The sequence below is a fragment of the Bradyrhizobium sp. UFLA05-153 genome, from assembly GCF_054185185.1.
Map to the genome: position 1 here is coordinate 75,229 of NZ_JBBIAM010000021.1, position 24,201 is coordinate 99,429.

General features: G+C 58.5%; 22 protein-coding genes. 9 read left to right on the forward strand and 13 right to left on the reverse strand.

The features are described from left to right. The first annotated feature begins 577 nt into the window (after positions 1 to 577). From Q2941_RS15290 to Q2941_RS15300, 3 genes are all read left to right on the forward strand, one after another. Positions 578 to 832: a hypothetical protein gene (locus tag Q2941_RS15290; protein WP_458192968.1), complete on the forward strand. Its 255-nt coding sequence runs from the start codon at positions 578 to 580 to the stop codon at positions 830 to 832. Positions 833 to 1,605: 773 nt separating this feature from the next. Beyond that, positions 1,606 to 1,803, forward strand: coding sequence for a hypothetical protein (locus Q2941_RS15295; RefSeq protein ID WP_458192969.1), 198 nt, complete (start codon positions 1,606 to 1,608; stop codon positions 1,801 to 1,803). A gap of 74 nt (positions 1,804 to 1,877) precedes the next feature. Continuing rightward, a complete protein-coding gene (locus Q2941_RS15300) occupies positions 1,878 to 2,297 on the forward strand; it encodes a hypothetical protein (protein ID WP_458192970.1) in 420 nt (139 codons plus the stop codon). A 1,406-nt stretch (positions 2,298 to 3,703) separates the two neighbouring features. On the opposite strand, the gene Q2941_RS15305 is transcribed toward Q2941_RS15300, so the two are convergent. From Q2941_RS15305 to Q2941_RS15315, 3 genes are all read right to left on the reverse strand, one after another. After that, on the reverse strand, positions 3,704 to 4,030 hold the full coding sequence (locus Q2941_RS15305; protein ID WP_458192971.1) for a hypothetical protein: 327 nt from the start codon (positions 4,028 to 4,030) through the stop codon (positions 3,704 to 3,706). A 113-nt stretch (positions 4,031 to 4,143) separates the two neighbouring features. Beyond that, positions 4,144 to 4,797, reverse strand: a complete 654-nt coding sequence (locus Q2941_RS15310) for a hypothetical protein (protein WP_458192972.1) — start codon at positions 4,795 to 4,797, stop codon at positions 4,144 to 4,146. A gap of 39 nt (positions 4,798 to 4,836) precedes the next feature. Continuing rightward, the gene (locus tag Q2941_RS15315) at positions 4,837 to 5,577 is read right to left on the reverse strand and encodes a metallophosphoesterase family protein (protein ID WP_458192973.1); all 741 of its coding nucleotides are present in this window, start codon (positions 5,575 to 5,577) and stop codon (positions 4,837 to 4,839) included. Between the two features lie 177 nt (positions 5,578 to 5,754). Between Q2941_RS15315 and Q2941_RS15320 the strand changes: the two genes are divergently transcribed. Further along, the gene (locus tag Q2941_RS15320) at positions 5,755 to 6,363 is read left to right on the forward strand and encodes a transglutaminase-like cysteine peptidase (protein WP_458192974.1); all 609 of its coding nucleotides are present in this window, start codon (positions 5,755 to 5,757) and stop codon (positions 6,361 to 6,363) included. 10 nt (positions 6,364 to 6,373) lie between these two features. On the opposite strand, the gene Q2941_RS15325 is transcribed toward Q2941_RS15320, so the two are convergent. From Q2941_RS15325 to Q2941_RS15335, 3 genes are all read right to left on the reverse strand, one after another. Beyond that, entirely contained in the window at positions 6,374 to 7,633 is a 1,260-nt protein-coding gene (locus tag Q2941_RS15325) for a hypothetical protein (RefSeq protein ID WP_458192975.1), read from the reverse strand. Positions 7,634 to 7,804: 171 nt separating this feature from the next. Further along, the gene (locus Q2941_RS15330) at positions 7,805 to 8,113 is read right to left on the reverse strand and encodes a hypothetical protein (RefSeq protein ID WP_254108122.1); all 309 of its coding nucleotides are present in this window, start codon (positions 8,111 to 8,113) and stop codon (positions 7,805 to 7,807) included. A 77-nt stretch (positions 8,114 to 8,190) separates the two neighbouring features. Further along, a complete protein-coding gene (locus Q2941_RS15335) occupies positions 8,191 to 8,886 on the reverse strand; it encodes a hypothetical protein (protein ID WP_458192976.1) in 696 nt (231 codons plus the stop codon). Between Q2941_RS15335 and Q2941_RS15340 the strand changes: the two genes are divergently transcribed. Continuing rightward, positions 8,886 to 10,472 (forward strand): undecaprenyl-phosphate glucose phosphotransferase, encoded by a 1,587-nt coding sequence (locus Q2941_RS15340; RefSeq protein ID WP_458192977.1) that lies wholly within the window; start codon positions 8,886 to 8,888, stop codon positions 10,470 to 10,472. The genes Q2941_RS15335 and Q2941_RS15340 overlap by 1 nt on opposite strands. Positions 10,473 to 10,678: 206 nt before the next feature. Then, positions 10,679 to 11,788, forward strand: a complete 1,110-nt coding sequence (locus Q2941_RS15345; protein ID WP_458192978.1) for a polysaccharide biosynthesis/export family protein — start codon at positions 10,679 to 10,681, stop codon at positions 11,786 to 11,788. A 392-nt stretch (positions 11,789 to 12,180) separates the two neighbouring features. Here the strand turns inward: Q2941_RS15345 and Q2941_RS15350 are convergent, their stop codons facing one another. The 7 genes from Q2941_RS15350 to Q2941_RS15380 form a co-directional block, all read right to left on the reverse strand. After that, a complete protein-coding gene (locus tag Q2941_RS15350; protein WP_458192979.1) occupies positions 12,181 to 12,912 on the reverse strand; it encodes a hypothetical protein in 732 nt (243 codons plus the stop codon). A gap of 18 nt (positions 12,913 to 12,930) precedes the next feature. Further along, positions 12,931 to 15,336, reverse strand: a complete 2,406-nt coding sequence (locus tag Q2941_RS15355) for a polysaccharide biosynthesis tyrosine autokinase (protein ID WP_458192980.1) — start codon at positions 15,334 to 15,336, stop codon at positions 12,931 to 12,933. A gap of 118 nt (positions 15,337 to 15,454) precedes the next feature. Further along, positions 15,455 to 16,195 (reverse strand): hypothetical protein, encoded by a 741-nt coding sequence (locus Q2941_RS15360; protein ID WP_458192981.1) that lies wholly within the window; start codon positions 16,193 to 16,195, stop codon positions 15,455 to 15,457. Next, positions 16,188 to 17,654 carry an O-antigen ligase family protein gene (locus tag Q2941_RS15365; protein WP_458192982.1) on the reverse strand — a complete coding sequence of 489 codons (1,467 nt, stop codon included), beginning with the start codon at positions 17,652 to 17,654 and terminating at the stop codon, positions 16,188 to 16,190. Before Q2941_RS15365 ends, Q2941_RS15360 begins: the two co-directional genes overlap by 8 nt. A 46-nt stretch (positions 17,655 to 17,700) precedes the next feature. Then, a complete protein-coding gene (locus tag Q2941_RS15370) occupies positions 17,701 to 18,684 on the reverse strand; it encodes an NAD-dependent epimerase/dehydratase family protein (protein WP_458192983.1) in 984 nt (327 codons plus the stop codon). Positions 18,685 to 18,688: 4 nt separating this feature from the next. Next, entirely contained in the window at positions 18,689 to 19,759 is a 1,071-nt protein-coding gene (locus Q2941_RS15375; RefSeq protein WP_458192984.1) for an ABC transporter substrate-binding protein, read from the reverse strand. 101 nt (positions 19,760 to 19,860) lie between these two features. Then, positions 19,861 to 20,316: a hypothetical protein gene (locus Q2941_RS15380; protein WP_458192985.1), complete on the reverse strand. Its 456-nt coding sequence runs from the start codon at positions 20,314 to 20,316 to the stop codon at positions 19,861 to 19,863. 523 nt (positions 20,317 to 20,839) lie between these two features. Between Q2941_RS15380 and Q2941_RS15385 the strand changes: the two genes are divergently transcribed. From Q2941_RS15385 to Q2941_RS15395, 3 genes are all read left to right on the forward strand, one after another. Then, complete coding sequence (locus tag Q2941_RS15385) at positions 20,840 to 22,075, forward strand: glycosyltransferase family 4 protein (protein ID WP_458192986.1); 1,236 nt, start codon at positions 20,840 to 20,842, stop codon at positions 22,073 to 22,075. Positions 22,076 to 22,173: 98 nt separating this feature from the next. After that, entirely contained in the window at positions 22,174 to 22,941 is a 768-nt protein-coding gene (locus tag Q2941_RS15390) for a cephalosporin hydroxylase family protein (protein ID WP_458192987.1), read from the forward strand. Between the two features lie 181 nt (positions 22,942 to 23,122). Continuing rightward, entirely contained in the window at positions 23,123 to 24,190 is a 1,068-nt protein-coding gene (locus tag Q2941_RS15395; protein WP_458192988.1) for a class I SAM-dependent methyltransferase, read from the forward strand. Positions 24,191 to 24,201: the final 11 nt, after the last annotated feature.

Below are 24,201 nucleotides of genomic sequence, written 5' to 3' on the forward strand. Positions count from 1 at the left end.
CCGCGGGCGGCGATCGATGGTGCAAAGACGAACTCAATGTGGCGTGATCATACTCGTGCTGGCGACGCTCGCCGGCGGTGGAGAGGGTTTCGCGTGCGATGAGTCCGCGTCGGCGGAAGCATCAACGCCGGGCGCATCCACATCGGCGGATGCGGCGAACGCCGAGAGTGCTCCATCGCCGGACAGCCTGATGTCCCGTGAGGATTGGAAGCGCCGTATCCTTGAGGCGCGAAAGCACGCGGATCAGGCGCGATTGGACTGGAAGCTGCAGGCGCCGCTGCGGGCGGCGACCCCGCCCGATCCGCCCGAAAAAAATCGCGACCCAGCGCGTGCTCAACGACGATACGCTTCGACCGGGCGATGTCGTGTCAACAGACAAAGGGCTCTTCGTCTTCCGCGGCAGGTCTGGTCCGGACGGCGAGACGCCCCGAGTTTGTCCAGATTGCGCCGCGAGACGCGCGCATGAGTTCTCTCGTCGCCTTGCGTCCGACGAGAGCGCGATAAACCGCTTCGCATCGAATTCGTTCCCGCGACAAGTCAGATTGCACATCAAATCTAATTGCGCAGGAACCGCGCATTGCTGGCATCTCCGGAAATCACGTTGCATCCCTTGCGTCACGAGATCGACGAATTCGTTCTGCTATGTCTGTGCGCGATCAACAACGCGAATATCGGCATGCTGCAGAGAGCTCTAACGGCGTTGCCGCTTACAAAGATCAGAGAGCGGGCATTCGAAGGCGCATTTTTCAGCGTGACGCTGATTGCGATGGCAGGCTGGGTCTACTTCATCACGCTGTTGTTGGTGAAATTGTTCTTCTGGTTCCTTGGTTGATGACAATCGAAGTTCACTTCGCTAGCAGAATGCCGCCCAAAAAATCTCGGGCATGGCAAGAAATTCAGCGCCGTCCATCATGATGTCGTCACATCTGGTCGATGAGAATGGCGCAAATGAACAGGGCATCCGGGGAGATCGAAACGTTCCGCAAATGGAAAGATTACGATGGCGCCCGTCCTGATCCTGCTCCTGATCTTCTTCGCTGGTTTCGGTCTTGGATATGCAACGCGCGCGAGGCGGTCTTACAAGCGCCATGAGCGCTACCGGCTCTACGCCGCCTATGGTCCCTCCAGCTCGCGGTCGGCTGCGCAGCTCGCCCGAGCGCGACGAGCGGTTTGAGAGACTACAACTGAAGCGGGAGCGATGTGCGCCGATCGCGACAGCACGACAGCGGCGTGCGCAGGCTGGGCCGTTCGGTGCCATCCGCTTCCGGGCGAGCGACAGGCAAAGGTAGTGACCATCGGGGGTAACCATATCTGGTTAGGTTAAATCGTGCTGGCCGTTGTTCGGTTGGCACTCGGTAGCTAGGCTGCGCACGGATTCTGCAAGCAAATGATTGCCGTTCGTGTTGCGTTGACTGAGGTCTTACCTGATGATCTGGCTGATTGCTCTGGTCGCGCCCCTGGTGGGTGCGCCCCTTTTTGTCAGGGCCTATGGTCAACGTCTGGGCGCGTTGACCGGTCCTTGGATCGCAACGGGGATGCGCGGTGATTAGCCTGAGGAATAACGCCCCACGCCGATATTTCGTTGATGAGGTGGGGCGACGCGTGTTGATCGGCCTGACGCATGAGGAGACGTTCGAATTCGAGCAGCTGGACGGCCAGGCGGCCCTCCATCGCGAGGGCAGGCAGGCCCCTTATGATGGAAGTGGCCTGTGGGTGGCCGACGGCGAAGGGCGCTGGCTGGAGCTCTACGCCAAGCACGAAGGCGCCTGGAAGGCCTGGATGGCGCAAAGCCGGGCAGAGTAGGGCGAAAGCTTTAGCCTTTATTAACCATGCCGGACCCATTTTCTGGTCTGGCGCTTCAAACCGGAAATGCACGCATGTTCCAGCTGTTCTTGCGGGCTCGGACCCACAGTTTCCTGAAGGATCGCCTGGGCGGCGAGCAGGTCTTCCGGGCACGTTCACCCGAGCGGGACGCCGAGACTGACCGGACCCGCATCGAGGCCATCATGGACGCCATCGAGAACGCCTTGCAGGCGGCCGAGCGCGAGCAGGAGGGTCTGAACCGCCGCGTCGAGGACGTGCTGGCGCGCGCCGCGGTGACGTTCGGCAATGGCGATGACGAGTACCTCGAGCGCGAGGCGCTGGACAAGCACCACCAGGATCTGTTCGACAAGGAAATCCAGAACGGCCAGCGCCGGCTCAAGGAGCTCGGCTCCTCGATTGCGCATTTCAAGTTTTTGAGGGCGGCGATGCTGAGCCGGTTTCCCGATATAGGGGTGGATAGACCAGGTCGTTAGTCGCCCCAACTTACGTTTCGTCGGTCCACCGGGCCAGGAGGTGTCTTAGAAACAGATAGTCAGCGAAGACTATTGCCGCGGCAATGACCAACACGCACAATACGAATTGAACTGCCAACATTTGCTTTGCCTCAAACTCAGTGAGGCTAACGTGCGCGTCTAGCTCAAGACCAAGTCGCCGTCACAGTGCGCTCGAGCAGCCGCACCCGAAAGCTGTGCATTGATACTCAAGCTAGCCAAACAGCTTATGGTCCCGCCGGACCTCGCCGCGAGCTGCCGTTCGGCTGGCTAATGCTTAGCTACGGTAGTATCGATCGAGGCTGGTCAGTACTCAAGGACACCTTCAGAGTACCTCGGATTCGGTATCCGCAAAGAATCCGCGCCGGCGCAGAGTAGTTGTGTGTCTCGCGTGCGCCGGTCGAGGGTGTGCTGGTGGGCCGCGGTGACCATCGATAACGGCAACGACGAATTCCTGCAGCGCGAGGCGCTGGACAAGCACCACCAGGATCTGCAGGGAGATCCAGAACGGCCAGCGCGGGCTCAAAGGGGCTCTGCTCCTCGATTGCGCGCTGCAAGTCCTTGAAGGCGGCGATGCTGAGCCGGTTTCCGGAGTTCAGGCACAGCAGCAACTCGGCATCGATAGGCGGGTTGCACCACCAGTGCACTCCTATGATGCTCAGCTGCGTCGACACCTTCTTCGCATTCAATGGTGACGATGGCGCCTTCATCCAGCGGGTATCGGCGGTCTCTCCTGATTTCAGGAGGCGAAGCGATGACGGGGTCCCTTTTGGTGAGGCGATTTTTTGAGCTGGGCCAAGCGTAGGGAAACGGATCGTTCTGAGCGCTGCAATTTGGCACCGATCAACCGCGGTGGCTCTCCGGCTGCATTGAGCTTGAGCAGTTCCGCTTCCTGATCTTCGGTCCAACGCGTACTCTTGTTGCGCGCCATTGGCGCCGCCCTCGGCAGATTTCGTGCACACGGACTAAGCCCGTGCTGCGCACGAAGTTCCGCTAGCCCTGGGCCACGCGTTAGTTCAAGTATTCTCGGGTGAACCGGGAAATCAGCCGATTGTCGCGTCAATGTGGGGAGGGTCGGCCGAGACGGTCGCAAGCTTCTGGAATTCCATCGTGAGCCTCCGAGCGAATACCTGAACCAAATGCCCCGCCGACGGCGGGGTTGCAGCGGTTAGAATTCGTCGATCCATTGCCGCAAAGAATGATCCAATACGATATAATTGGCGGAAGTAGACGCCCTACCCACGACGAACGCGTAGGAAAGAGCTTGAATTGCGATCACGGCTTTGTCCTCTAGCCGTGAGGCTAGGTGATCGCCATTAACGTCGCTTAATCGAATGCGCGAGATTTGCGGCATCCAGAGGCTGTGCCGCGGCCGATTTCCGGGATTTCTAGTAAGATAGGACTTGCTCCGGATAGGCCGGATTGGCGTAGCGGACGTAGGTGCGAACCGGACCGTAATAATACTGCGGCTCGTCTCTCGTGCGCGGATCGAAGGCATAGGAGTAAGCCTGCCCGAGCGACCGGTGTCGGACGCGCGCTACGATCGGGCAACCGCACCGCGGGCCGCAATAGGGATTGGGTCCGCGGTCAATAAACGGCACGGTTGCAGCGTGCCGTGTGATTGGGGGCACGGCATAGTCGGCGGCAAATGATGGCGCCGCGGACGCGACGGTGAGGCTCGACGCGAGCGCGAGAACGGCGAGAGATGATCGCATGGCTGTGCTCCCCAAGGTGTTCCAATCTTAGACGTTCCAATCGGGACGAGCAATACGTTCTCCCGGAAGCAGTGGTGCTATCCCCGCGCCTGCCGAACCGGGTGAATGGCCAGCTAGCGACGTAGCGTCGTCAAAAATGTGGGGGCGATCGTCTGAATCGCCTCTTCCAAGAACGCTTTGCCTCGGTTGGAGGCGCGGCGATAGGCCGATACGACCGCGGCCTTCTGATCCGGTTGACGCGTCAGCATCAGGCGCACGTCGCCTTGCACCAATTCCCTTAGATCGGGGTCTGCAAGTGCATCGAACCGCGTCGCCGTGTCCAGCCGCACCGGCATCAGCTCGGCCTCGTTTGGGGCTGTGAAGTAGGCCATCCGGAGCGCTTCGACGGTCGCCGGGCCGCTGGGATCGCGTTGCGCCTCGAGCAAAGCCAGGGCAAGCCACAGTTCGGCGTCGTACGGGATCCTGGAAAGAGCGTTCGTGAGCTGTGATCGGGCGAGGTCGCTTTTACCGCCAGTGGATTGGCCATGCTGGATCGCCTGAAAAGCCAGGTTGAGCGCCTGACTGCTCAGGACACGGGAATCAAAGGGTGCGATGAGGCTGGCCCAACTTGGCATCGCCGAAGAGGGTGTCAACGCTTGTTGCGGATCGCGGGGAAAATTGGGACGTTCGGAGGCAATCATCCCGGCAAGGGGCAATGCGAGTCCGTAGGCGCCGATGAACAGGGCAAGGCCAGTCAGAGCGGCGCGAATGGTGTTCGACGAGGTCATTCAATTCTCTGGCGAACAGCGATGGTCATGCTGCTGGCGTCAAAGCGCAAGCAGGTTATCGTGCTGAATGGTCAACAGTGTCAAATTGCCCGTCGCATAGGCGCCCGTATCGATGTTGGCTCGGTTGGAGCGGATATCCGGCTGATGGACCGGCGTATGGCCATGCACGATATATTTGCCGAAATTGTCATCACTCAGGAGAAACTCCTCGCGGATCCATAGCAAGTCGTTTTCTTCCTGCTTTGCCAGCGGCACACCCGGTCGCACGCCGGCGTGAACGAAAAAGAAGTCGCCGCACACGAAGCGGGGCCGGAGTCCTTGCAAGAACTTCATTTGATGCGGCGGAATGGCCTGTGCCAGTTGTTGAATCAGGTCCGCCTGCTCGCCCGGATCAGGGTTAAGCGAAGGTCTCAGTCCATAGGATGTTAGCGTTTGGAGCCCGCCAAATTGCCGCCACTCATTCAGGCGGGCGGGGTCCTCCAGGACATCGAGCAGAAACGCCTCGTGGTTGCCCCTCAAGAACACAGATTCGTGCTTCAGGCCGCGTTCGATCAGGAGCTCGATCGTCCGGTTGGAGTCCGGCCCGCGGTCAATGTAGTCGCCGAGAAAGACATGAATCGCCCGCCGCGAGCCGATCGTGGTGAGGTCGCGGTCGATCACGGTAAACATCTGCTGAAGAAGATCGGCGCATCCGTGGACGTCGCTGATCGCGTAGATGCGAAGTCCGTCCGGAAGCTTCGGCTTACGCAGCTTGGATTTTGATCGCGACGATCTTAGCATTTACCGAAGGGCTTCCATGGCGCTTTGCAATCGTAGCCCCGAATCATTGATAGCTCATGGTAAACGGAACGAAAAACGCCCATGCGACTTTTGATTCTATTTGATGGGTCGAAATAGTGCAGAATTTCAAGCTGTTACCGGTAGTCTCCTAGCCGATAAAGTCGTGGGGAGCAACCAATGCGTAACGTCTCGATCATGGCCGCGGGGGCAATCGCTGCGGTCGTCAGTTGGTTTCAGCCGGCGCATGCGGGCCTGCTGGGAATGCCGATGGGGCTCCAGTCGGCAATCCAGCATATCAAGCTGGAGACGCCGACGTTGCCGCCGATGGCTTATACGCAATTCTGCCTCCGCTACCGGGGCGAGTGCCGGGCGCGGCCGCTGTTTCGGGGCGGACCGGTTCGGCTGACCGAGGAACGATCGGCTGACCTGAAGGAAGTCAATCTGATGGTGAACCGGGAGATCATGCCGGAGCGCAACGACCTTGGCCTCGCTGGCGAGCAATGGCTGATCAACCCCAGCCGCGGCGATTGCAACGACTATGCGGTGAGCAAACGACATGAGTTGCTGGCGCGCGGCTGGCCAGCACGCGCCTTGCTCTTGAGCGAGGTGGTTGTCAATTCAGGCGAGCATCATCTCATCTTGGTGGTTCGCACGAAGAGCGGAGATCTGGTGCTGGACAACATGACGCAGGTCATCAAGCCGTGGTCGCGCGTTCCCTATCGCTGGGTCCGGATGCAAATGCCGAATTCCAAGCTTTGGGCGACCATTGCGACCAGCCGGGTCTGACCGTGCCGGCCTAGACGCTGCTGGTTCGTCCCGCGCATTGCGAGATGCCGAGTCCAACCATGACCGCGAGAATGATTTGGACGACGGGTGCCAGCAGCCCCGAGTCAACAAAGCTTGCACACAGGGCGCAAAGCACGCCGGCAGCAGCCAGCGACGCGAAGAAGGAATCGCGTCCCCGACCGACAGCGCCTCGCAAATTGAAGAAGAAGAGCTGAAGCGCAAGCGCGGCAAGAACGAGCAGTGCCGGCCGTCCCCATTCAATCGCGACGGCAACAGCGCTCGATGGCAGCATGACGACCCCGCTGGTGCCGAAATCCCGGTAGACGCGCGACATCTCCGCGAAGCTGCCAACGCCGTTTCCGGCCCATGGGGAGCCCGACAAGGCGCGCTGGGCAATGGAAAACGATTCATCCGTTGAGGATTCGGCGAGCCTCAACAGGTCCATCGAGGCGGCAGACCGGGCGAGCCCGGCTCCGGTCGCGGCGATCAGGATGAGCGCGAGAATCGTCGCCGGCCAGGGACGAAGTCCCAGTCGGCGCACCACTGCGACAAACAGCATCAGCGCAAATCCCAGCCCCGCCAGGCTGAGAAGGTGCCTCTGCCCAAGAGCCACGATCGCTGCAACCGAAACCGCAATGCCGCAAACACCGAGAAGCATCTGCAACAGACGCGGAGCTGAAACAGAAAGGATCGCCTCAGCGTGGTTGAGATGTCGTTCCACGGCCATGGCGATCACGGCTCCGTTGGCCAAGGCGGCGAGCAAGGCAGTCAACGCGACCATGCCGCCTGTCGCTGCCAGCTGGTCGGCTCGTTCCAGCATAGGGGCGAGTGCCACGAGTGTCGCGGCCACCGTTAAGACCAGCAGGATCAACTCGGCGCGACGTCGGTCTTTGGAAACAAGAACGGTCGAAACGATCACCGCGAAGACGGCCAAATACCAGACCAGGCTGTGCAATGTGGCACCGGGATCGATGCTGATGTGCCCCGACAGCGAGGGCGCGTTCAATGCGATTGCCGCACTCGACCAGATGGGATTTGCAAGCGAGGAAACGGGAGAGGGGATGATCTGCACGATCATCCAGATGATCGGAACAAGAATCGCCAGGGCGAACCGTTTCAGAGTCTGCTTGGCCAAAGCGATCTCGGGCGAGCTCGCAGACATGGCAGCAAATGCCAGCGTGAGAGCGATCAGGGGGAGAATCGCAGACTGCACGTAGCCGCCATTGGCGATGACGGCTGCCGGAGCCGTGGCCAACAGCGCGACCAGCAAGTATGAGGCGATGGACAAGGGATGCTTTGCGCGGGAGGTTGCCGACCAGAGAAGGCTTGATCTGAAGGCAAGTATCGCATGTGAAATGCTCGTCGCCAAACGCTATTGGGCCGCTAGAATCCGGCCACTCCCGTGAGTCACGATGTTACAGAGGCGCCGATCTACCGAGCGCTATCGCCGTTGATCGAGGGATGCCCTCTTGTAGAGCAGCGCCACGGAAGCCTTGCGCGTAGATCCAGGCTGCGCAAATCGCGCGAGCAGCGTGGCCTGCGCCACAAGACCAAACGCGTAACCGAGCTGCGGTGCGAACCCAACCAAAAGGCCATAGCCGAAGGCGGCCGCGATGCTCGTCCCGAGACTGAGCTCGATCGCGACGGCAACAATCATCGAGAGCAGGCAGAACGGCACCAGAATCCAGACGCGAAAGGCCCACGCGAGGACTGCACCAACAAGAAACAAGAATATGGCCGCCGGGATCATAAATGTGTCTCCGGCGACCACCTTTTCACCCAAATTCCTAAGGAACCGTCAATCGTTCCCTGCGCTGCCGTGCAGGATTAACGGACGGCACAGTTCGTGGTTAGCGCTTTCATTGCTGCGGCGAGACCCATAATGGGTATGACGCCGCGGATTGGCGCGGGCTTAGCTTCGATCTCAACGGATAGTTGGGGCGAGTTCAGCCAATCATGGCCGGCGAGGTCTGATGCAGACTGTGGCAGCAACAGGGCTTCGCCGGCCTGGACGACAGTTGCTTCAAATTCGCTTCGGCCGCTGGTCGTGCTCAGTGCTACCTTTGGACGGTCTGCACGCGACCTGCGTTCCAGAGTCACCAGAATGACTTCGACGCCTTTTTGGCCACATTGAAGGTTCAGACCAGCAAGGCTTAGGTCTGACTTCGAGGAATCTGCCACATGCATGACCGAGACAGCGTCGGCTCCTCCGGACGGATTTTTGGTGCGGACGAGCTGCCATCCCCAGTCCAGCGCAGTGATACGGCTGGCGCTGGTTAGCTGTTCGGAGGCCTGTCGGTCGCATAGTCGTTGCTGATCCGCGCTCGCGCCCGGGATGCACCTTTGGAGCGGACGGTTTGCCGGCTCGGACTGGGCAGCTCCTGCGAGCAACAGCACGAGCAGCGGAAGGAGACTCAAGCTCTTCATGGGTCGCAGTTGCGCCCAAATGGAATGCCAAACAAGCCTTGACGAATTGCCCAATGGTTTGGCAGTAGTGAATTCAATCATAAGAAGTTTATTCATTGCAGTACACAATTTTATTGCAATGCAGCATATTTGATGATTCTCTGTTTAAGGCTTGGGCGCATTGTGGAGGAGATTTTTTGATCCCTCAGAATCCAATTCCGACCGTCCCCGCTGAACATGCGGCGGGAGGTCAGGCGGAGTCAGGCCTCCAGTTCGTCACCAGGCGGTTCGGGCCTCGCATCAAGATTCCATACTTTGCGCTCCAGCACGTGCTGGCGTCTGTGGACGCCGCGGTGATCATGCTCGCCAGTGTATTCGGGGGAGGGCTGTACCAGATCGTTGCGTACGGCGATCTCAATCACGTCGAGCCGGTCCTCGGCGCCGGTCCGGTGGCCGCCCTGCTCTACGTTCTCCTCGGGCATTCGACCGGGTTTTATGATCTGCGCGAGGCGCTGGCGAAAAAAAGAAGGGATGTCGGACGGACCTTCGCGCAATGGTCGTTGGTCGGCCTGTTGCTGGCGCTGCTTGCGTTTCTGATGAAAAGCGGCGCCTCGTTCTCCCGCGGATCCGTCATCTGTTTTGGCGGTCTCGCGCTTGTGCTGCTCGTGATCTGCCGTCGCATGGCGAAGCGACTTGTGTCCGTAATGGTCGCGGAGGGGCAGGTCCAGGGGCGGCGCGCGATCTTGCTGGGCACGCGCGAGGAACTGGCTTTGCTCGGGACAGAAGAGTTGTTGGAGCAGTATGGCCTCAGCGAGGTGGAACGCGTTACTTTTTCAGGCCAGAGCAATGGCGGATTCGCCATGACGGCCGATGAATCGTCCTCGCTTGAGCGAGCCCTTGCGGTTGCGCGCGACCGGGCTGTTGACGAGATCGTGCTCGCGTTCCCGTGGAGTGATACCCGCAAGATCGAGCTCGTGCGCGATGGCCTTAGGACTTCGCCGCTCCCGGTCCAATTGTTGCCGGACCGTCGCATTCGTTCGTTCGCGGGGAATCCGTCGTATCACCTGAAGAATTCGCTTTCGGTCGAGATCCAGCGCGGGCCGTTGACGCGCACGGAGCTGGTGTCAAAGCGTGCGCTCGACATCATTGGAGCTTCCATCGGTCTGATCATGCTTGTGCCCTTGATGCTGCTGAGCGCACTCGCGATCAAGCTCGATTCACCAGGGCCTGTCCTGTTCCGCCAGCGACGCAACGGCTTTAACACGAAGCAATTTTCGATCTTCAAGTTCAGAACAATGACCGTCATGGAAGACGGTGCGACCGTCGTGCAGGCTCAGCGCTTCGACCCGCGGGTCACCAAAGTCGGACGGATCCTCCGTCGCACGAGTATCGATGAGATTCCACAGCTGGTGAACGTGCTGCGGGGAGAAATGTCCTTGGTTGGTCCGCGGCCGCACGCGCTCGCGCATGACAGTCACTTCGGCCAATTGTTGTCGGACTATGCGTTTCGGCATCACGTCAAGCCCGGTATTACAGGCTGGGCCCAAGTCAAGGGATACCGGGGCGAGACTGCGCGCGTCGAGCAGATGAAGGGGCGGGTCGATCGCGACCTTTGGTACATCAACAATTGGAGCCTGGGGCTGGACCTCCAGATTCTCTTGCTCACCTGCCTCGAACTTGTGCGCCGCAACAACGCCTATTAGGCGGCTTCTGCTCAACATAACATCGGTGCTGTAGCCGTCTCGCAACAACGGCAGGTTATCATCGGCTGGATGGGGCTGAGTTCGTTGACTCTGTTGGAGAAACGGTCGAGTTTGCGGGGGCAAAATTGAAGGGGACTGGTGTGGCGCGGGGTATTTGGCTTGGGGGGGTATTGGCGGTAACTCTGCTGTCGGCAGGGTGCTCGATCATGCCGATGTCGGGTCCTGAGGATCACGTCATCAAGAGTGAACATACCGTTAACGGCCCGGAATACGGGCTGGTGAAGCTCACCCCCCAAGTCGTCGACATCGTCAGGGAATACGGCCCTGGGGCCATCGCCGGCTCGTTCCCGGATAATCGGCCGCCGCCCTCCATCAAGTTCGGTATCGGTGACGTCGTAGCAGTTTCGATCTTCGAAGCGGCGGCGGGCGGTCTGTTCATCCCGGCCGAGGCCGGCGTCCGACCCGGCAACTTTGTTTCGCTGCCCAATCAGAACGTCGATTCGGCAGGGTTCATCACGGTTCCATATGCCGGTGCGATCAAGGCCGATGGCCGGACCCCCAGCGAGATCCAACAGGACATCGTCAAGGCGATTGGCAACCGAGCCATTGAACCGCAGGTCGTGGTCTCGCTGATCACTCAGAATACGTCGCTGATCAGCGTCCTGGGCGAGGTCAATTCACCCACCCGTTTGACGGCCAATGCGGCCGGGGAGCGCATCCTGGACGTTATCTCCCGCGCCGGCGGCCCGAAGGGGCAGGGCTGGGAAACCTGGGTGACGCTCGAGCGCAAAGGCAAGCGGGCGACCGTTCCGTTTGGTGCCCTTGTCTACCAGCCGGCCAATAACGTCTGGGCCCATCCGGGGGATACGATTTACGTCTACCGCGAGCCGCAGGTCTTCCTGGCCTTCGGAGCCTCGGGCCAGCAGGGCCAGTTCCCGTTCGATATGTGGACGATCAACATGGCGCAGGCCATGGCCAAGGCGGGCGGCCTGCTGGACCTGCAAGCTGAGCCGAGCGGCGTCTATGTGTACCGCCGCGAGCCGCGGGAGCTCGCGGAGCGGCTCGGCGTGGATTGCTCCAAGTATGTGGGGCCCACGGTGCCGATCGTCTACAACGCGGATTTCAGGGATCCGGCCGCCTACTTCCTCGCGACCAAGTTTGTCATGCGGGACAAGGACGTCTTGTTCGCGGCCAATGCGGCGACGGTTGATACGGCCAAATTCCTGCAGTTCGTTCGCCTCATCATCGCAACCGCCAACGATACGGTCGTGACCGCGAACAACGGACAGATCCTCAGGATCAATTCAAGGCTATAGCGAACTCCTCGCCACGTACCATGTACGTGGCGAGCTGGCCGGATGCGCAGGCAATCCTGCTGCCGTCGCCAACTTGACAAGAGCAGATCGCACCTTACGCGCGGCCGCTGGGTACGATCGCGCAGGTGCGAGCGAACTCAGCGCCGCGGATCAATCTGCGGCCAATAGAGGCTGGCGATCCGCGTGAAAGCGCGGAGCCCCCGTCCGCACGTTGCCGCGATTGATAGGACCGCGGCTTCGCAGGCCTATGGTTCGGGCTCAGCCCCAACCGGCTGGAGCCCTCCTCAAACGCTTTCTTGGTCCGTGCTGGACATCAGCCTCAACAAGAGTTGCGGGGAATGGTCCAGTTTTGTCGACGCCCGAGACCGGCACAGATCACGCTTGCCTTGTCACTAGTATCGCCAAGGCCTGAACTCGCGGGGCTCCACACCTGGAATTTCGGCGATCAGACCTTCGGCCCGCAAGGCGCGGTCCAATTGAAGGCGAAAATCCAGTCTTACTGTTGCAAGGCCGGCCAAGAGCACATCGTGATGCCTCCATCCGGCGCCCCTCAGCACCTTGACAGCGTCCCTGATCAAGCCCGTGCGGACCATGGCCACAAATTCCCTGCAGGCGCTTTCCTGCAAATCGGGTGGAAGGACGTCGTAGATCGCGAGTGCATATGGGCTGCGAAGCGCGATCCAGCCTTCGTAGGGCGCGAGCCGATAGGACATGCGTAACTTCTCTATGTGCTGGCTGATCTGGCCGCCCTCATTGATGGCGCTCCAATACTCGATAAACCACAGGAGACCATCGGTCGGCACGCAGCTCAGTGCCGTTCTCACCGACGAATGAAGCTCGCCCAAGCGCTCGTAAGCGAGGCGAGCGTCAGGCGAGTCGACCGCCAATTCGTAGAGACGAAGGCGGATGATGGCCGCTGCCCGAACCTCGCGAGGATTGCAGATCGACCGATTTTCGCCGGCGGATAAAGCAGCTTCGGAAACAGGGTTGCGGTCGAAGCTGGCCCCTGAGAGAACTGCGTTCGCAACGTTTCCGAGCCGTCCCTCCTGGGTTGGATTCAGGAAAAAGACGATGGCCCAGATCGCAGAAAGCAGGGCGACTAGGACGAGAACCAATCTGCCCAAGGCATTTATCACCGTCCGCTATTCCACGTACCCGTATCGCGAGTAGTAGCGGTTGCGGTAGTAGCCCCCACTGTTTGTATCGTAGCGGCTCATCGCGGCCAAATTCACCTTATTGAGAACCGCGCCCATTAGGCGCTCGCGCACCACGGGTGTCTCTCTTAGAACACGCTCGACGATGTCGACTTTCGATCGCGCCCACTCGATAACCAGGATGTAGGAATCGGCCAGCGTGCCCGTTGCCCGCACATCGATGATGGGCGCCAGAGGGCTCAGGTCCAGGATGACCCGATCGTAGCGCTCACGAACGTGCTGAAAGAACTTCTCCATCTGCGGGGAGGCGAGCAGATCGCTCGAGTTTGAGAATCTCGAGGTTATCACGCAAGGAAGGAAGTGCAGATTGGTCTGCGGGTCAACCCACAGCGCGTCCTTGAGTTCTGTCTCGCCGAAGACCACGTCGATCAGCCCAACCGCTGCTGCTCGGCTAAGACGATGGGTCAGACTCGGATTGCGAATGTCGCCGTCGATGAGAAGGGTTCGGAGACCGCTTTGGGCCGTCGTCTGAGCCATCGCTTCGCTCACGGTCGACTTACCTTCATTAGGAAGCGCCGACGTGACCGCAACCACCTTGTGCGGCGTACCATAATTGCTCAGATCGGTCGCCAGCTTGATCGAACGAAATGCTTCCGCGAACCGCGAAAAAGGCGAGTTGATAGCGAAGCGTCCGACACTATTGCCCATCGCAAGCTTCCGGTCGACGGGGAGGGGCGATTGAGTTGTTCCGGATTCGATCGGTTGGCCCGGCCTGTTCCCTCCGGAGCCTTGACGTGACTGCGGCGAATTCGACCGAATAATCTTGCTGGGCAGCAAACCTCTAAGACGGCCCAGGGAGCGGTTAGCGCCCTCGTCTGTGCTAAGATCAACGACCGGGATTGATGCGAGACAATTCGTTTGTAGCAGTCCCTCGACCTGATGCACGGTCCTGAAGACACGGTCCAGCATTTCCAGGAGGAGCGCGACCATGCTGGCAACGACGCATCCTCCAACGATGGCGGCTACGAGAACGAGAAGCGTTTTTGGAGACGTCTTAGGCGCTGACAGTTCCGAGGCCTGCGTAATGACTCTCGCCTCGGTGATCGGGAACGACTGCTGCTGCACCGACACCATGTAAAGCTGTAGGAAATTGTCTGACAGCGCACGAGCGCTTTGAGCGTTGCTCTCCAGCTCCCGCAGGACAATCTGGGCTTGGCTCGTGTCGTTGGATACGGCGATCGTATCGTTCAGACTCTTTTGGCTCGCTTGCTCGCGAGCGTTTGCGATCGCGAGATCGCTCTTATAGGCCTCAGCCGTCCGGCGAAGTTCATCCAGGATGGAACGCCGGATCTCGCGCATCTGGTTGCGCAGATTCACCACAGCAAGGTGGGTTGAGCCATATCGGTTGGACCAGTCCGAGGATTTAGCGGAGTAATCAAGATAGGTTTGGCGCAGCTTTGTAATGACCGGATTGGCCATGGAATCATTGACGGTCGCCAAGTCATTCAGAATGACCTGAGAGTCGCTCTCATCGGCATTCAAGATCGCCGTAATGCGCTGCAGCTTCGCTTCGGCTTCTGCGCGTTTTGCGCGGGCTTCGGTCAGCGCGCTATTGAGTTCGGCGAGCTGTTGCTCTGTCAGCAGGCGTCCGCCCGCATCCACGATATTATTCTTTGCCTTGTAGTCGACCACCGCACGCTCAGCCGTAGAGGCCTGAGCCCGAAGCTCCTTGAGGCGATCCTGAAGCCAGACTGCAGCCCGGCGGGAGGCCTGGTATTTCGATTCAAGGGAGTCTGTGATGTAGTTTTCCGCGATCGCGTTGGCGATCCTGGCCGCCAATTCGGGAGAGGTGGACTGGTAGGCGATCTCAATAACGTAGCTTAACCCAACGCGCTTGATCGTGATCCCTGATTGGACCTTCCCCATAGCCGTTCGCAACAGTTCGAGATCCGATGGCTTTTCTTCTGGAAAGAAGCCGGAAAATAGTCTCGACAGCCCGCTCAACAGCCCGTCGTCGGAGCGCATAAACTCCGGCGAGTCGAGAAGGTGCAGATCCCGGATCACCGCCGATGCGATTGTCTCGGACCTCAGAACTTCGACCTGGCTGTCGACCATTGCCGAATCGATGGGGCTGTCTGGGCTAGAATTTGCCTGCGTCTGCAGGCCCTGCATCTTGCGACTATCGATCATCAACACGGCTGTGCCCGTGTAGCGCTTTGTCGCCATGACCAGATATGTTCCCGCCAGGCCGAGGCAAACCAGCAACGTGATGATCATCACGGGATACTGCCGGCTAAGGAGGCCAATAGCCGCGGAAATACTCTGGTCCAGAGAAGGCGCTTCGGCTCCTTGGACCGGTGCCGAGGGAGGCGATGAAAGTCGTGTTTGGAGCATCCAGTAGGCCTATCTGAACGGATTTGGGGTGAGACTACTCAAATCAACACCCTTGGCCTCCAAACTCGATATTTGGATGGCCAAATCAGACGCTGAAGCGCGATAGTAAGCAGCGGCTTCAGCAGGAACCCGAAACGGTGCAGACGATGGTCGTCGTCGTTGAGATACTGCTCGAGCCAGCGCTACTCACGCTGGAGGAGAAATAATTGGTCGGGTTGTTCGACACGCTGTTGGAGACGAAAGTCTGGAGCGACGTGCCCCCGCTGAATGTGCTGCCAGTCGAAGAGGTCTGACCTCCGACACCACCCGAAGAGCCGGTCGCTGCGCCTGAGAGAGCAACGGCCCGCGTCGGATCATTGCCGGTAAGGGCCGCGTATTGTGCATTGGCGTCGGGAGAGCCGGTTGCACCAAGATTACCCTGGATCTCCAACGAGAAGGTCAAATCAGTCGTCTTGCAAACATTGGCCGCCTTTCCGAGGCCGGTGCCAATCGCCTTCTGCAAGTCAGAGGTCGAAGGACCCTTGCCGGTCAGGTCCTTTAGGATGTCCAGCACCGCGGGCAGCGCCTGAGGATAGGATGCAACGAAGGTCTGCACGTCCGCCGCGACCTCGTCGGGGCTGCGCGGCCCGCTGGGTCCTTGCAGCAACGAGGCGGGATTGGTGGTGAAGGACGCGGCCTTCTGCGCTGCAACGGGATCATTGACGCAGGCTGCCAGACCGATCGTAGGCAAACCGAAAGTGAGCGCACAGAGCACGGCCGAAAACACCAGCTTCGATGGCAATGCGCGTCCTGGAGCCTGCATAATCGTGACCTCTTCCATATTTCCGTAATTATGTGTTTTTAAAAGAAAATTAGCCAAATGTACAGCGCCGCTTGGTTCGTTGATCGACCTCGGTTAATGGTCCAGCCTTGCTAGAGAACGACTGGGCTATTCCCATGCCCAAAATGGGACAAATGGCCAACGAAAAACCCGGAACCTGCAACGGAAAGTCGACCTGTGAATGGACGACAGCCAGCAGACCGATCCAAAACGCCGCCGTTGGCAATATTGCATCGCGATTGCGGGATACCATCCCTTTCCCCAGCAACCCAAAGATGACGAGCCAGCCGGTCGCTACGGCTAGCGCAAAGGGAATGCCCATTTCCGAGGCAACTTCCAGCGTCGTGTTGTGAGCCTGCTCCCAAATTCCGTAGGAGGGAACGTTTCCGGTCCGGTACGTCGGGAATATCAACCTAAACGTGCCGAGACCGGTTCCCAGCCACGGGTAATCCCGGATGATCTCGATTGTTGACTGGTAGGTGTACCACCGACCCAAATCAAAGAAGCCCTGCACGCCAAACCGCTCGTTCACCCGGGGCGCAACAATCGAGATCGCCCCGACCACCAGCAGCGGCGTGGCAATGGGGAGCAGCCAAAGCCGCCGACGCGTTCGCAATTCGCGGCGAAAATGAATCTGGAGAGCGCCGGCGACGGCGACCAGGGACAACACCACGCCGGCGCGCGATCCGGTCATCATCGTGGTTATGAACATCACGAAACATGCCAGCACGTAGAGCAGTTTTCGTCGGGACGTTGAATGCAGATGATATCGGATGGCCTCGTGCCAGCGCAGCGGCACTCCAGACGAACTCCTTCGCCTCGAGTCCGCAAGTACAAGGATCCATCCCAAGCTTGCGGCCCCGAAATAGGACGCCGCGACATTCGGATTGATGAAGGTCGCGGTCACCGAATTCAGGTAGTTATATTTCTGCTGCCAGAGCCAATAGTTTGGCCAGAAGCTGAAGGCGAGCATTCCGTACAACGCGTAAACCAGTGCAGAGCCCAGGAAAGCGAAAAGCACAACGTAAGCTGCGCGCCTGTTCCGGCCGACGAGATATCCGCACAACATGGACAGCGCGCAGGCAATTTGCGATCCGGCCGAAAAGAAGGGCTGATTGCGGGCCACTGAGGTGGAGCCCTTTAGCTCTTCTCCAAGGATTGCCGAGGCTTGCTTCCAGATCGGAACCGTCGTCCATGTGGACAAAAGCGACATCAGGCCCAGTTGCTCGCTTACCACAAAGATCCAGGCCAGCGCGATTGCGGCAAATCCAGCCGTCACGGCAGTGTCGCGGGAGCTCATCCGGCTTGAACTCGCCAACAGAAGCACAGCGGCGAGCGTCAAGACCCAGATTGCGATGACACGCGTATCCATCGATCCGAATGGGAGCGGCGCCAGGGCGATAACCGCACTCAGGCCGAATGTCGCTGCGATCCCGGCACAGCGTTGGATCCTGGTTGCCGCGCCGATGGGCGTCGTGCGGTCCAGTGATGCGAACATCAGCTCTGTTCTCAATGAGGGAGACATCGGCTTCGCCAAAGAATTCCTAATCGAAGTCCTTCAGGCGCGACGTTCCCTTCCATTCTGCGAGCGAGCTTTCAAGGTCATATGAATATTTGAAGCCACTCGCGACAAGGCGTTTCGGCAGGATGTTCGTCGAGAACCAGAGTTTCCGGAGGCGGTCGCGGTTGATTCCCGTCTTCAAGCCGATCGAGTGCAATGCCTCAAATGGAAGTACGGCGAGGTCCATGAACCAGATCGGGATTGTCAATTGCGGCCTGGCATAGCCCGCTACGCGGGAAAACGCTGCGCAGATCTCACTGATCGTGTACCTGTGCTCGAAGCAGAAATTGTAGATGGATGCACCGTCATTCTGGACCGACATGTAGATCATTGAAGCGACGAGATCCTTCACGTAACCACAGGATTTGATTGTATCTGTCCGTCCCGGATAGACGAAGGCCTTCCGTTTCATCATGCGTGCGAGTCGGGTGAAATTCCCATGCTCGTGAAGTCCGTAGATAACTGCGGGCCGAACAATGGTGAGCTTTCGATCCGAAGTCTCGGATTGCCAGAGCAGATGGATTTTTTCGGCTGCGAGCTTTGATCGCCCATAGGCACTTACCGGTGCCGGAGTGGACCCCTCGTCAAGCGCCGCCTCGTTGGGTCCATAAATCGAGATCGAGCTCGTGAAGACCAAATTCTTGCTGCCGGTCTCGTTTGCAAACTTGCAGACGTTCGCGGCTCCCAATACGTTCGTATAATAGTAGTCGCCGTCCGGATGTCCCGGCGTGACGTGGACGGCAGCTAGATTGAAAATATCGGCAGGGCTCCCCTTGGAGATATCGGGATTGAGCGCCTCGCGCACATCGTGGTGCAAATACTCAACGCCGGCTACTCTCTCTCTCGGCTGTCCGATGTCAACCGAGACGATCCGCTCGTATTTCTGAGACGCGACGAGGTGGGCAGCCAGATGCGTTCCGATGAAGCCGGCGCCGCCGAAAATGATGACTTGAGGAGCGTTGGACATCGGATCAGGGCTCAATGCGATTTAGATTGATTGCCTCGCTACGGTACGCCCCGTTCAGGACATCGTAGTCAAAGGCGCGGTTTAGGTCGACTGGCGCACGAATGCTCCGCCGCATCAGAAGTTGCGACTGCAGGACACGACTGCGCCTCGCATCCAGTTCGCCGAACCGCACTCCATAGGGGCGCAAGAAGTGGCGCTGCGTATCCATCAGGCGAGAGATCAGCGGGAGAGGAAGCGGCGTGTCAAGGGAGCTGGCGATGAGCGGCCCCGTTCTCTCATAGTTGGAATATGCAGCGCTCCAGCCGTTTGCGGTGGCTATGATGAATCTCTCTAGATTGAGTCGCTTAGCAAGCGCGCGTTCCTGGACAAAGTATACTGGTCCTGCGGCGTGAACTCCGTAGGACGCCGGGCTAAGCGCCTTGTAATCGATCTTCAATCGCGCCAATTCCAGGCCTTCAACGTCAATGCGACCGAGAAGGACGTCTATCTTTCGGTCCACAAGGTCCTGCAGGCCGGTATCGCTGTTCGTAAGCAGCAGTTTGCTCTCGGCCAGCGAATTCTTTGCGATGAACTCGTAAAGAATGGAAGAGAGGTCCGGATCGGCCCGATAGCCGATGCGCTTTCCCTCCAGATCCGACGGCATCAGCAAAGTGGTTTCGGGCAGGGCGAAAAACTCGACCGAGCTGACCGCGTAGCTTCCGGCGAAAGCCACGATTGGCAATCCTTGCGATCGCGCAATGAGAAATCCGGCCGTCGAGGCGATGCCGATGGTGTTTTCGTCGGCGGCCACCGCAGCTATGGCGTCGTTATCCGCTTTTCCTCCAACGACGCGGACGTCAAGGCCCGCCCGTGCGTACAGGCCGTCAGCCACGCCGACAATGGCTCCAGCGGATGCCGGCGATATCGGACCGTTCAGCTTCAGCGTGTATTGGGCCGGAAGGTCTTTGGGCCGAAGTGCTTCGCTCCGGGTAGGTCTCAACCACAGGAAAGCGGACGTCATCAACGCGCAGGCTACGATCAGGCCGACCAGGATGCGCGAACCGAGGTGGGCGGTGCGGGGTCTAGCTCGCTTCATCGGAATGTCTGGGTTTGTCGATCGCTCAATGGATGTTCGCAAGAAGCCGGGAATAGATAGATGGGGGCGCACAACTCAGAGGGGCTCGGCTTGAAAAGGTTTCAGTAAAGCTCACGGTATTCGAATCTGAACGACGTCGATCCCGATGTTACTCCTAAAGTTCTCTGCAGTCGCTGATACCCGGTCAAGGGTACAATAATGCAATCCGTGCTGCCAGCATAGCAGACCTGGACCTTGATCGATTGGCCACAGATATTGTTCACGAGGACGATCTGATCGATGATCTTTGGATTGAGGGTCTGAGGATGCGTCAGAGGGTTGACCGAGATGCAGGACCGGCCGTCCGGCGCCTTGTGAGGTGGGGCGAACGTTCCCGTCATTCCCAAGAAGCGGTTGGATGGCTGGGGCGAAACCCCAATTCCGCCGTAGACCGGAGCCGTCGATTTTCCGAAGTTGGAAACCTGGGCCACGCCAACCGACGTCGAGCTGAGGGTGATCGCGACGAAGAGGCCGAGCAGGGCTCGGCTCCGGTGATGCCTTATTTCAAGAGTGGTCATCGATTTGACGCCGGGTTTGCGGGAGGAGGTTCGCCTGTGGATAGCTTGTTGCTTGATCGCGCGGGTGATGGTCTCCCGAGACGCTGGAAACTACATGCCCCCGGGTGCAACTTCAATTCTCGCCATGCATCGAGCAGCGACGGCCCGGAGTTGAGCCGCGCGTACGCAATTCCCTCCTGTTAACGAGGACTGCGACGAAAAAACGTCAACAGCCCGTGTTAACGAAGCTTGCAACCAGATTGAGCGCGGCGCTCGCTTTGGACTATATGGTCCGCATGATGCAATGGTTCCGCCCTGCGACGGGCAATAAGAAGGTTGCGGATCGGACAACGCTGTCCGACAACTTCTTCGATCCTTCCAGCGCGGCAAACTGTGGCCGTCTTTGGCATGTTCTATGCAAAATTCGACCATGGCACCGCCATATGATGGCGTTGCGAACAGCGCAGGCCCCGGACTTGTGGTCTGGTGAACCAGGAGCGTCACGGATGAAATCTTGTGCCAATCGGACGAGGCGGCAGACTTTATGAAGGCTCTGGTTGTTACCCCGACCAATCCTCCAGTGGAGGGCAGGGATGTTCACGCCATTTTCAAGCGACTTCGAATGTTCGTGCAGGTGCTCGGAGAGATGTCGGATTCCGTCACCATGCTCCATTTTGTCGAGCCGAACGCCCCCGAATGGAAGCAGGATCCCTGCGAGCTTGATCGTGCACAATCCAAGTACTGGGGCACGAATGTGCGGGTCAGGCTGGTGGCGAGACGCAAGAACGCCATCCGCTGGTGGCAGCATGTCAGCTCCCCCTATTCGGTGCTGACCCGCCCGCGATTTTTTCCATACGTCGGGGATGAACAGGTCGCGGCGATATCGTCGCAATTGGACGAGGAGCCGTGCCTGGTTCTGGCGCATCGCATCACAGGCATGGCGCCATTCTTTCGTATCAAGGGCAATAACGCGCCGATCTTCTTTGATCTGGATGACGTTGAGCACAGGGTGAAGATTCGGACCTCGCTGAGTTCCAGCAGCCTTGTTTCCAAGCTGTTCAACCTGATCCAGATCCCGGGAATCTATTTTGCGGAGATGAAGGCTGCAAAGATCGCAGCAATGACATTCGTTTGTTCGGAGCTCGACAGGCGCTATCTCGCAAAGTTGGGCATGGGTGAGCGGGTACAATCGGTCCCAAACGCTCTCCCGATTCCGCAGGAGGTCCCAAGCCAACCAGGCGAGCCGACCGTATTGTATCTCGGCAACTACGAATATCCGCCCAACGTGCTTGCCGCTGAGCGGCTCATCTCGAACATCTGGCCGAAGATCGCAAGCAGACAGCCTGAAGCGCGTCTTGTGATCGCCGGAAATCGTCCTGATCTTATTCCGGCCTTCAGCCGCAAGGTGCCGAACGTCGAATATACCGGAATCGTGGACGATCTGAGCCTGCTCTACCGGCGGTCCCGGGTCATCTGTTGTCCGATAACCATCGCCGGCGGAACGCGCGTCAAGCTGGTCGAGGCCGCGGGATATGGCAAGCCCATGGTTTCAACGGCAATCGGCGCAGAGGGGCTGGGTATGACCGACAACGAAGAGATCCTGATCCGGGACTCGGACGACGACATTGCAAATGCCTGCGTGCAACTGCTCGCTGACGAAGATTTGTGCATACGGCTGGGTTTGGCGGCACGCCAGAAGGCCGAGGCGGTCTACGACCTCGTCCAGGTGCAAAGGAAAATCAGGGACTTCTTTGCTCGGTCCGCGCAGGTTGGCACGTAGATGAGTGTGTTTCTGACGATCTGGTGCGATTAGGCTGTAGGCCAGCTTGCCATCGTACGGGTTGAAAGCCTAACAACGATACATAACGGAGATCTTGAATGAAGATTACGATTGATACCGACAGCAAATCCGTTGTGCTTGGGGACGGCTCGACCGATCGTAAGGTGGACCTTTACTCGAAGGAGGCATTCGAGGCGCTATCCGATATTTGGATGAAGCTGAGCTGGCAGGCGAAATACTCCTACACATTCACCTGGCTGGGCCGCCCGATTATTCAGCATCCGGAAGACATGGTGCGCCTGGCGGAGGTGATTTATGCCGTCAAGCCGGATGTCATCATTGAGACAGGCATCGCGCATGGGGGGTCTTTGATCTTCTCGGCGTCTCTTCTCAAGGCGATAGGGAAGGGGCGAGTCGTGGGTGTCGACATTGAAATTCGGCCGCATAATCGTGCAGCAATGGACGATCATGAGCTCCGTCCTATGATTACTATGATCGAGGGCTCTTCAATTGATGCCACCGTGGTCGCCGAAGTGAAATCTCACGTGAAGCCCGGCGACACTGTGCTGTTGATTTTGGATTCGAACCATACAAAGGCGCACGTCGCGGCCGAACTCGAGGCCTATCACGATGTAGTCACGAAGGGGTCCTACATCGTTTCGACCGACGGAATTATGCGAACTGTCTATGACACCCCGCGGGGCAATCCGAATTGGAAGGGCGACAATCCGTGTGCGGCGAACGAAGAGTTCCTCGCCCGTCATCCAGAATTCGCTCTTGAACACCCGAAGTGGCGGTTCAACGAGAGCGATCTCGACAAGGTGATCACTGGATGGCCGGAGAGTTATTTGAAGAGGATCGCCTAATCGTTATCGAAGGCGAGTTTTTCCAAGCTCGATCGCCTAGGCTAGCTGATCTCAACTGCGATGTGAGAATCAACTAATGACTTGCCCAATCTGCGGTACACAAGACTCTACCCTCTTGGACTATCGTCCTCACGTTCCGATTTTGCAGAACCGTGTCTGGCCTACTGCTCAAGCAGCGAGGATGGCGCCGTCTGGTGTGCTAGAGATGGCAAAGTGCAGCGGCTGCGGCTTCGCCTGGAACCGCGCCTTCGATGAGGGGCTCATCAAGTACGATCCCGACTACGATAATGATCAAATGCAGTCCGTTGCTTTTCAATCGCACATGTCAAGTATGGCAGATCGAGTAGTTGCGGGCATGGCGCCGAAATCGGCAAGCCTGGTAGAAATAGGTTGTGGGCAAGCTACGTTTGTCGAAATGCTAGCGCAGCGGCTCTCCCGGCAGATCTGCTTATTCGGTTTTGATCCTAGCTGGCGTGGTGATGATGGAGGCGGCCCATTTAACGCCACCATCTACCGACGCCTTTTCGACGCTCACGCAGCATCCGTCGTGCCGGGGGGGGCGGAATTCATTGTAGCTCGTCATACGATTGAGCATATTGCCGGTCCACTGCCTTTCTTGCGTGCCATTCGAAGTGCGATACAGAATACTCCTGTCGCGCGGCTGTTCCTGGAAACTCCGGATATTGACTGGATAGTTTCGAGCCTGCAGGTTCAGGATATTTTTTATGAACATTGTTCGATATTTTCGAAGTGCTCGATTTCTATTGCCCTTCAGAGGGCCGGATTTGAGGTTGTAAATATCGAAGGTGTTTTTGGGGATCAATATCTTTGGGTTGAAGCTAAGCCAAGCCTACAAACAAGCTCATTGCCAACAGCGTCGAGATATCCAGTCGAAACATCGCGTTTTAGAGATCGCGTGAGCTCAATCGTACATTCGTGGCGTGCATTCTTGAAGGAGTGCGATCGTCCAACATATTTGTGGGGGGCTGCATCGAAAGGTGTGACGTTTGCGCTCTTAGTCGAAGGCCAGAATCTGGCCGGGGTCGTGGACATCAACCCCAAGAAAATTGGGAAGTTTCTCCCGGTCACAGCCTTGCCGATCCTGTCGTACAATGATCTCCCAAACGGTTCAGCGGTCGTGATCATGAATCCAAATTATGCTGCGGAGATACAGAGGATGGCTTCTGCCAGAGCGGATCTTTCTCTATTCGTCCTCGGTGACCTTGGTGCCATTAAGTCCCTTCAATAATTACTTGCGTG

Coding starts and splice junctions, on each gene's coding strand:
- Q2941_RS15300 (WP_458192970.1), top strand. CDS start 1,878: ATGTTCCAGCTGTTCTTGCGGGCTCGGACCCACAGTTTCCTGAAGGAT.
- Q2941_RS15305 (WP_458192971.1), bottom strand. CDS start 4,030: ATGCGATCATCTCTCGCCGTTCTCGCGCTCGCGTCGAGCCTCACCGTC.
- Q2941_RS15310 (WP_458192972.1), bottom strand. CDS start 4,797: ATGACCTCGTCGAACACCATTCGCGCCGCTCTGACTGGCCTTGCCCTG.
- Q2941_RS15315 (WP_458192973.1), bottom strand. CDS start 5,577: ATGCTAAGATCGTCGCGATCAAAATCCAAGCTGCGTAAGCCGAAGCTT.
- Q2941_RS15320 (WP_458192974.1), top strand. CDS start 5,755: ATGCGTAACGTCTCGATCATGGCCGCGGGGGCAATCGCTGCGGTCGTC.
- Q2941_RS15330 (WP_254108122.1), bottom strand. CDS start 8,113: ATGATCCCGGCGGCCATATTCTTGTTTCTTGTTGGTGCAGTCCTCGCG.
- Q2941_RS15335 (WP_458192976.1), bottom strand. CDS start 8,886: ATGAATAAACTTCTTATGATTGAATTCACTACTGCCAAACCATTGGGC.
- Q2941_RS15345 (WP_458192978.1), top strand. CDS start 10,679: ATGCCGATGTCGGGTCCTGAGGATCACGTCATCAAGAGTGAACATACC.
- Q2941_RS15355 (WP_458192980.1), bottom strand. CDS start 15,336: ATGCTCCAAACACGACTTTCATCGCCTCCCTCGGCACCGGTCCAAGGA.
- Q2941_RS15365 (WP_458192982.1), bottom strand. CDS start 17,654: ATGTTCGCATCACTGGACCGCACGACGCCCATCGGCGCGGCAACCAGG.
- Q2941_RS15370 (WP_458192983.1), bottom strand. CDS start 18,684: ATGTCCAACGCTCCTCAAGTCATCATTTTCGGCGGCGCCGGCTTCATC.
- Q2941_RS15375 (WP_458192984.1), bottom strand. CDS start 19,759: ATGAAGCGAGCTAGACCCCGCACCGCCCACCTCGGTTCGCGCATCCTG.
- Q2941_RS15380 (WP_458192985.1), bottom strand. CDS start 20,316: ATGACCACTCTTGAAATAAGGCATCACCGGAGCCGAGCCCTGCTCGGC.
- Q2941_RS15385 (WP_458192986.1), top strand. CDS start 20,840: ATGAAGGCTCTGGTTGTTACCCCGACCAATCCTCCAGTGGAGGGCAGG.
- Q2941_RS15390 (WP_458192987.1), top strand. CDS start 22,174: ATGAAGATTACGATTGATACCGACAGCAAATCCGTTGTGCTTGGGGAC.
- Q2941_RS15395 (WP_458192988.1), top strand. CDS start 23,123: ATGGCGCCGTCTGGTGTGCTAGAGATGGCAAAGTGCAGCGGCTGCGGC.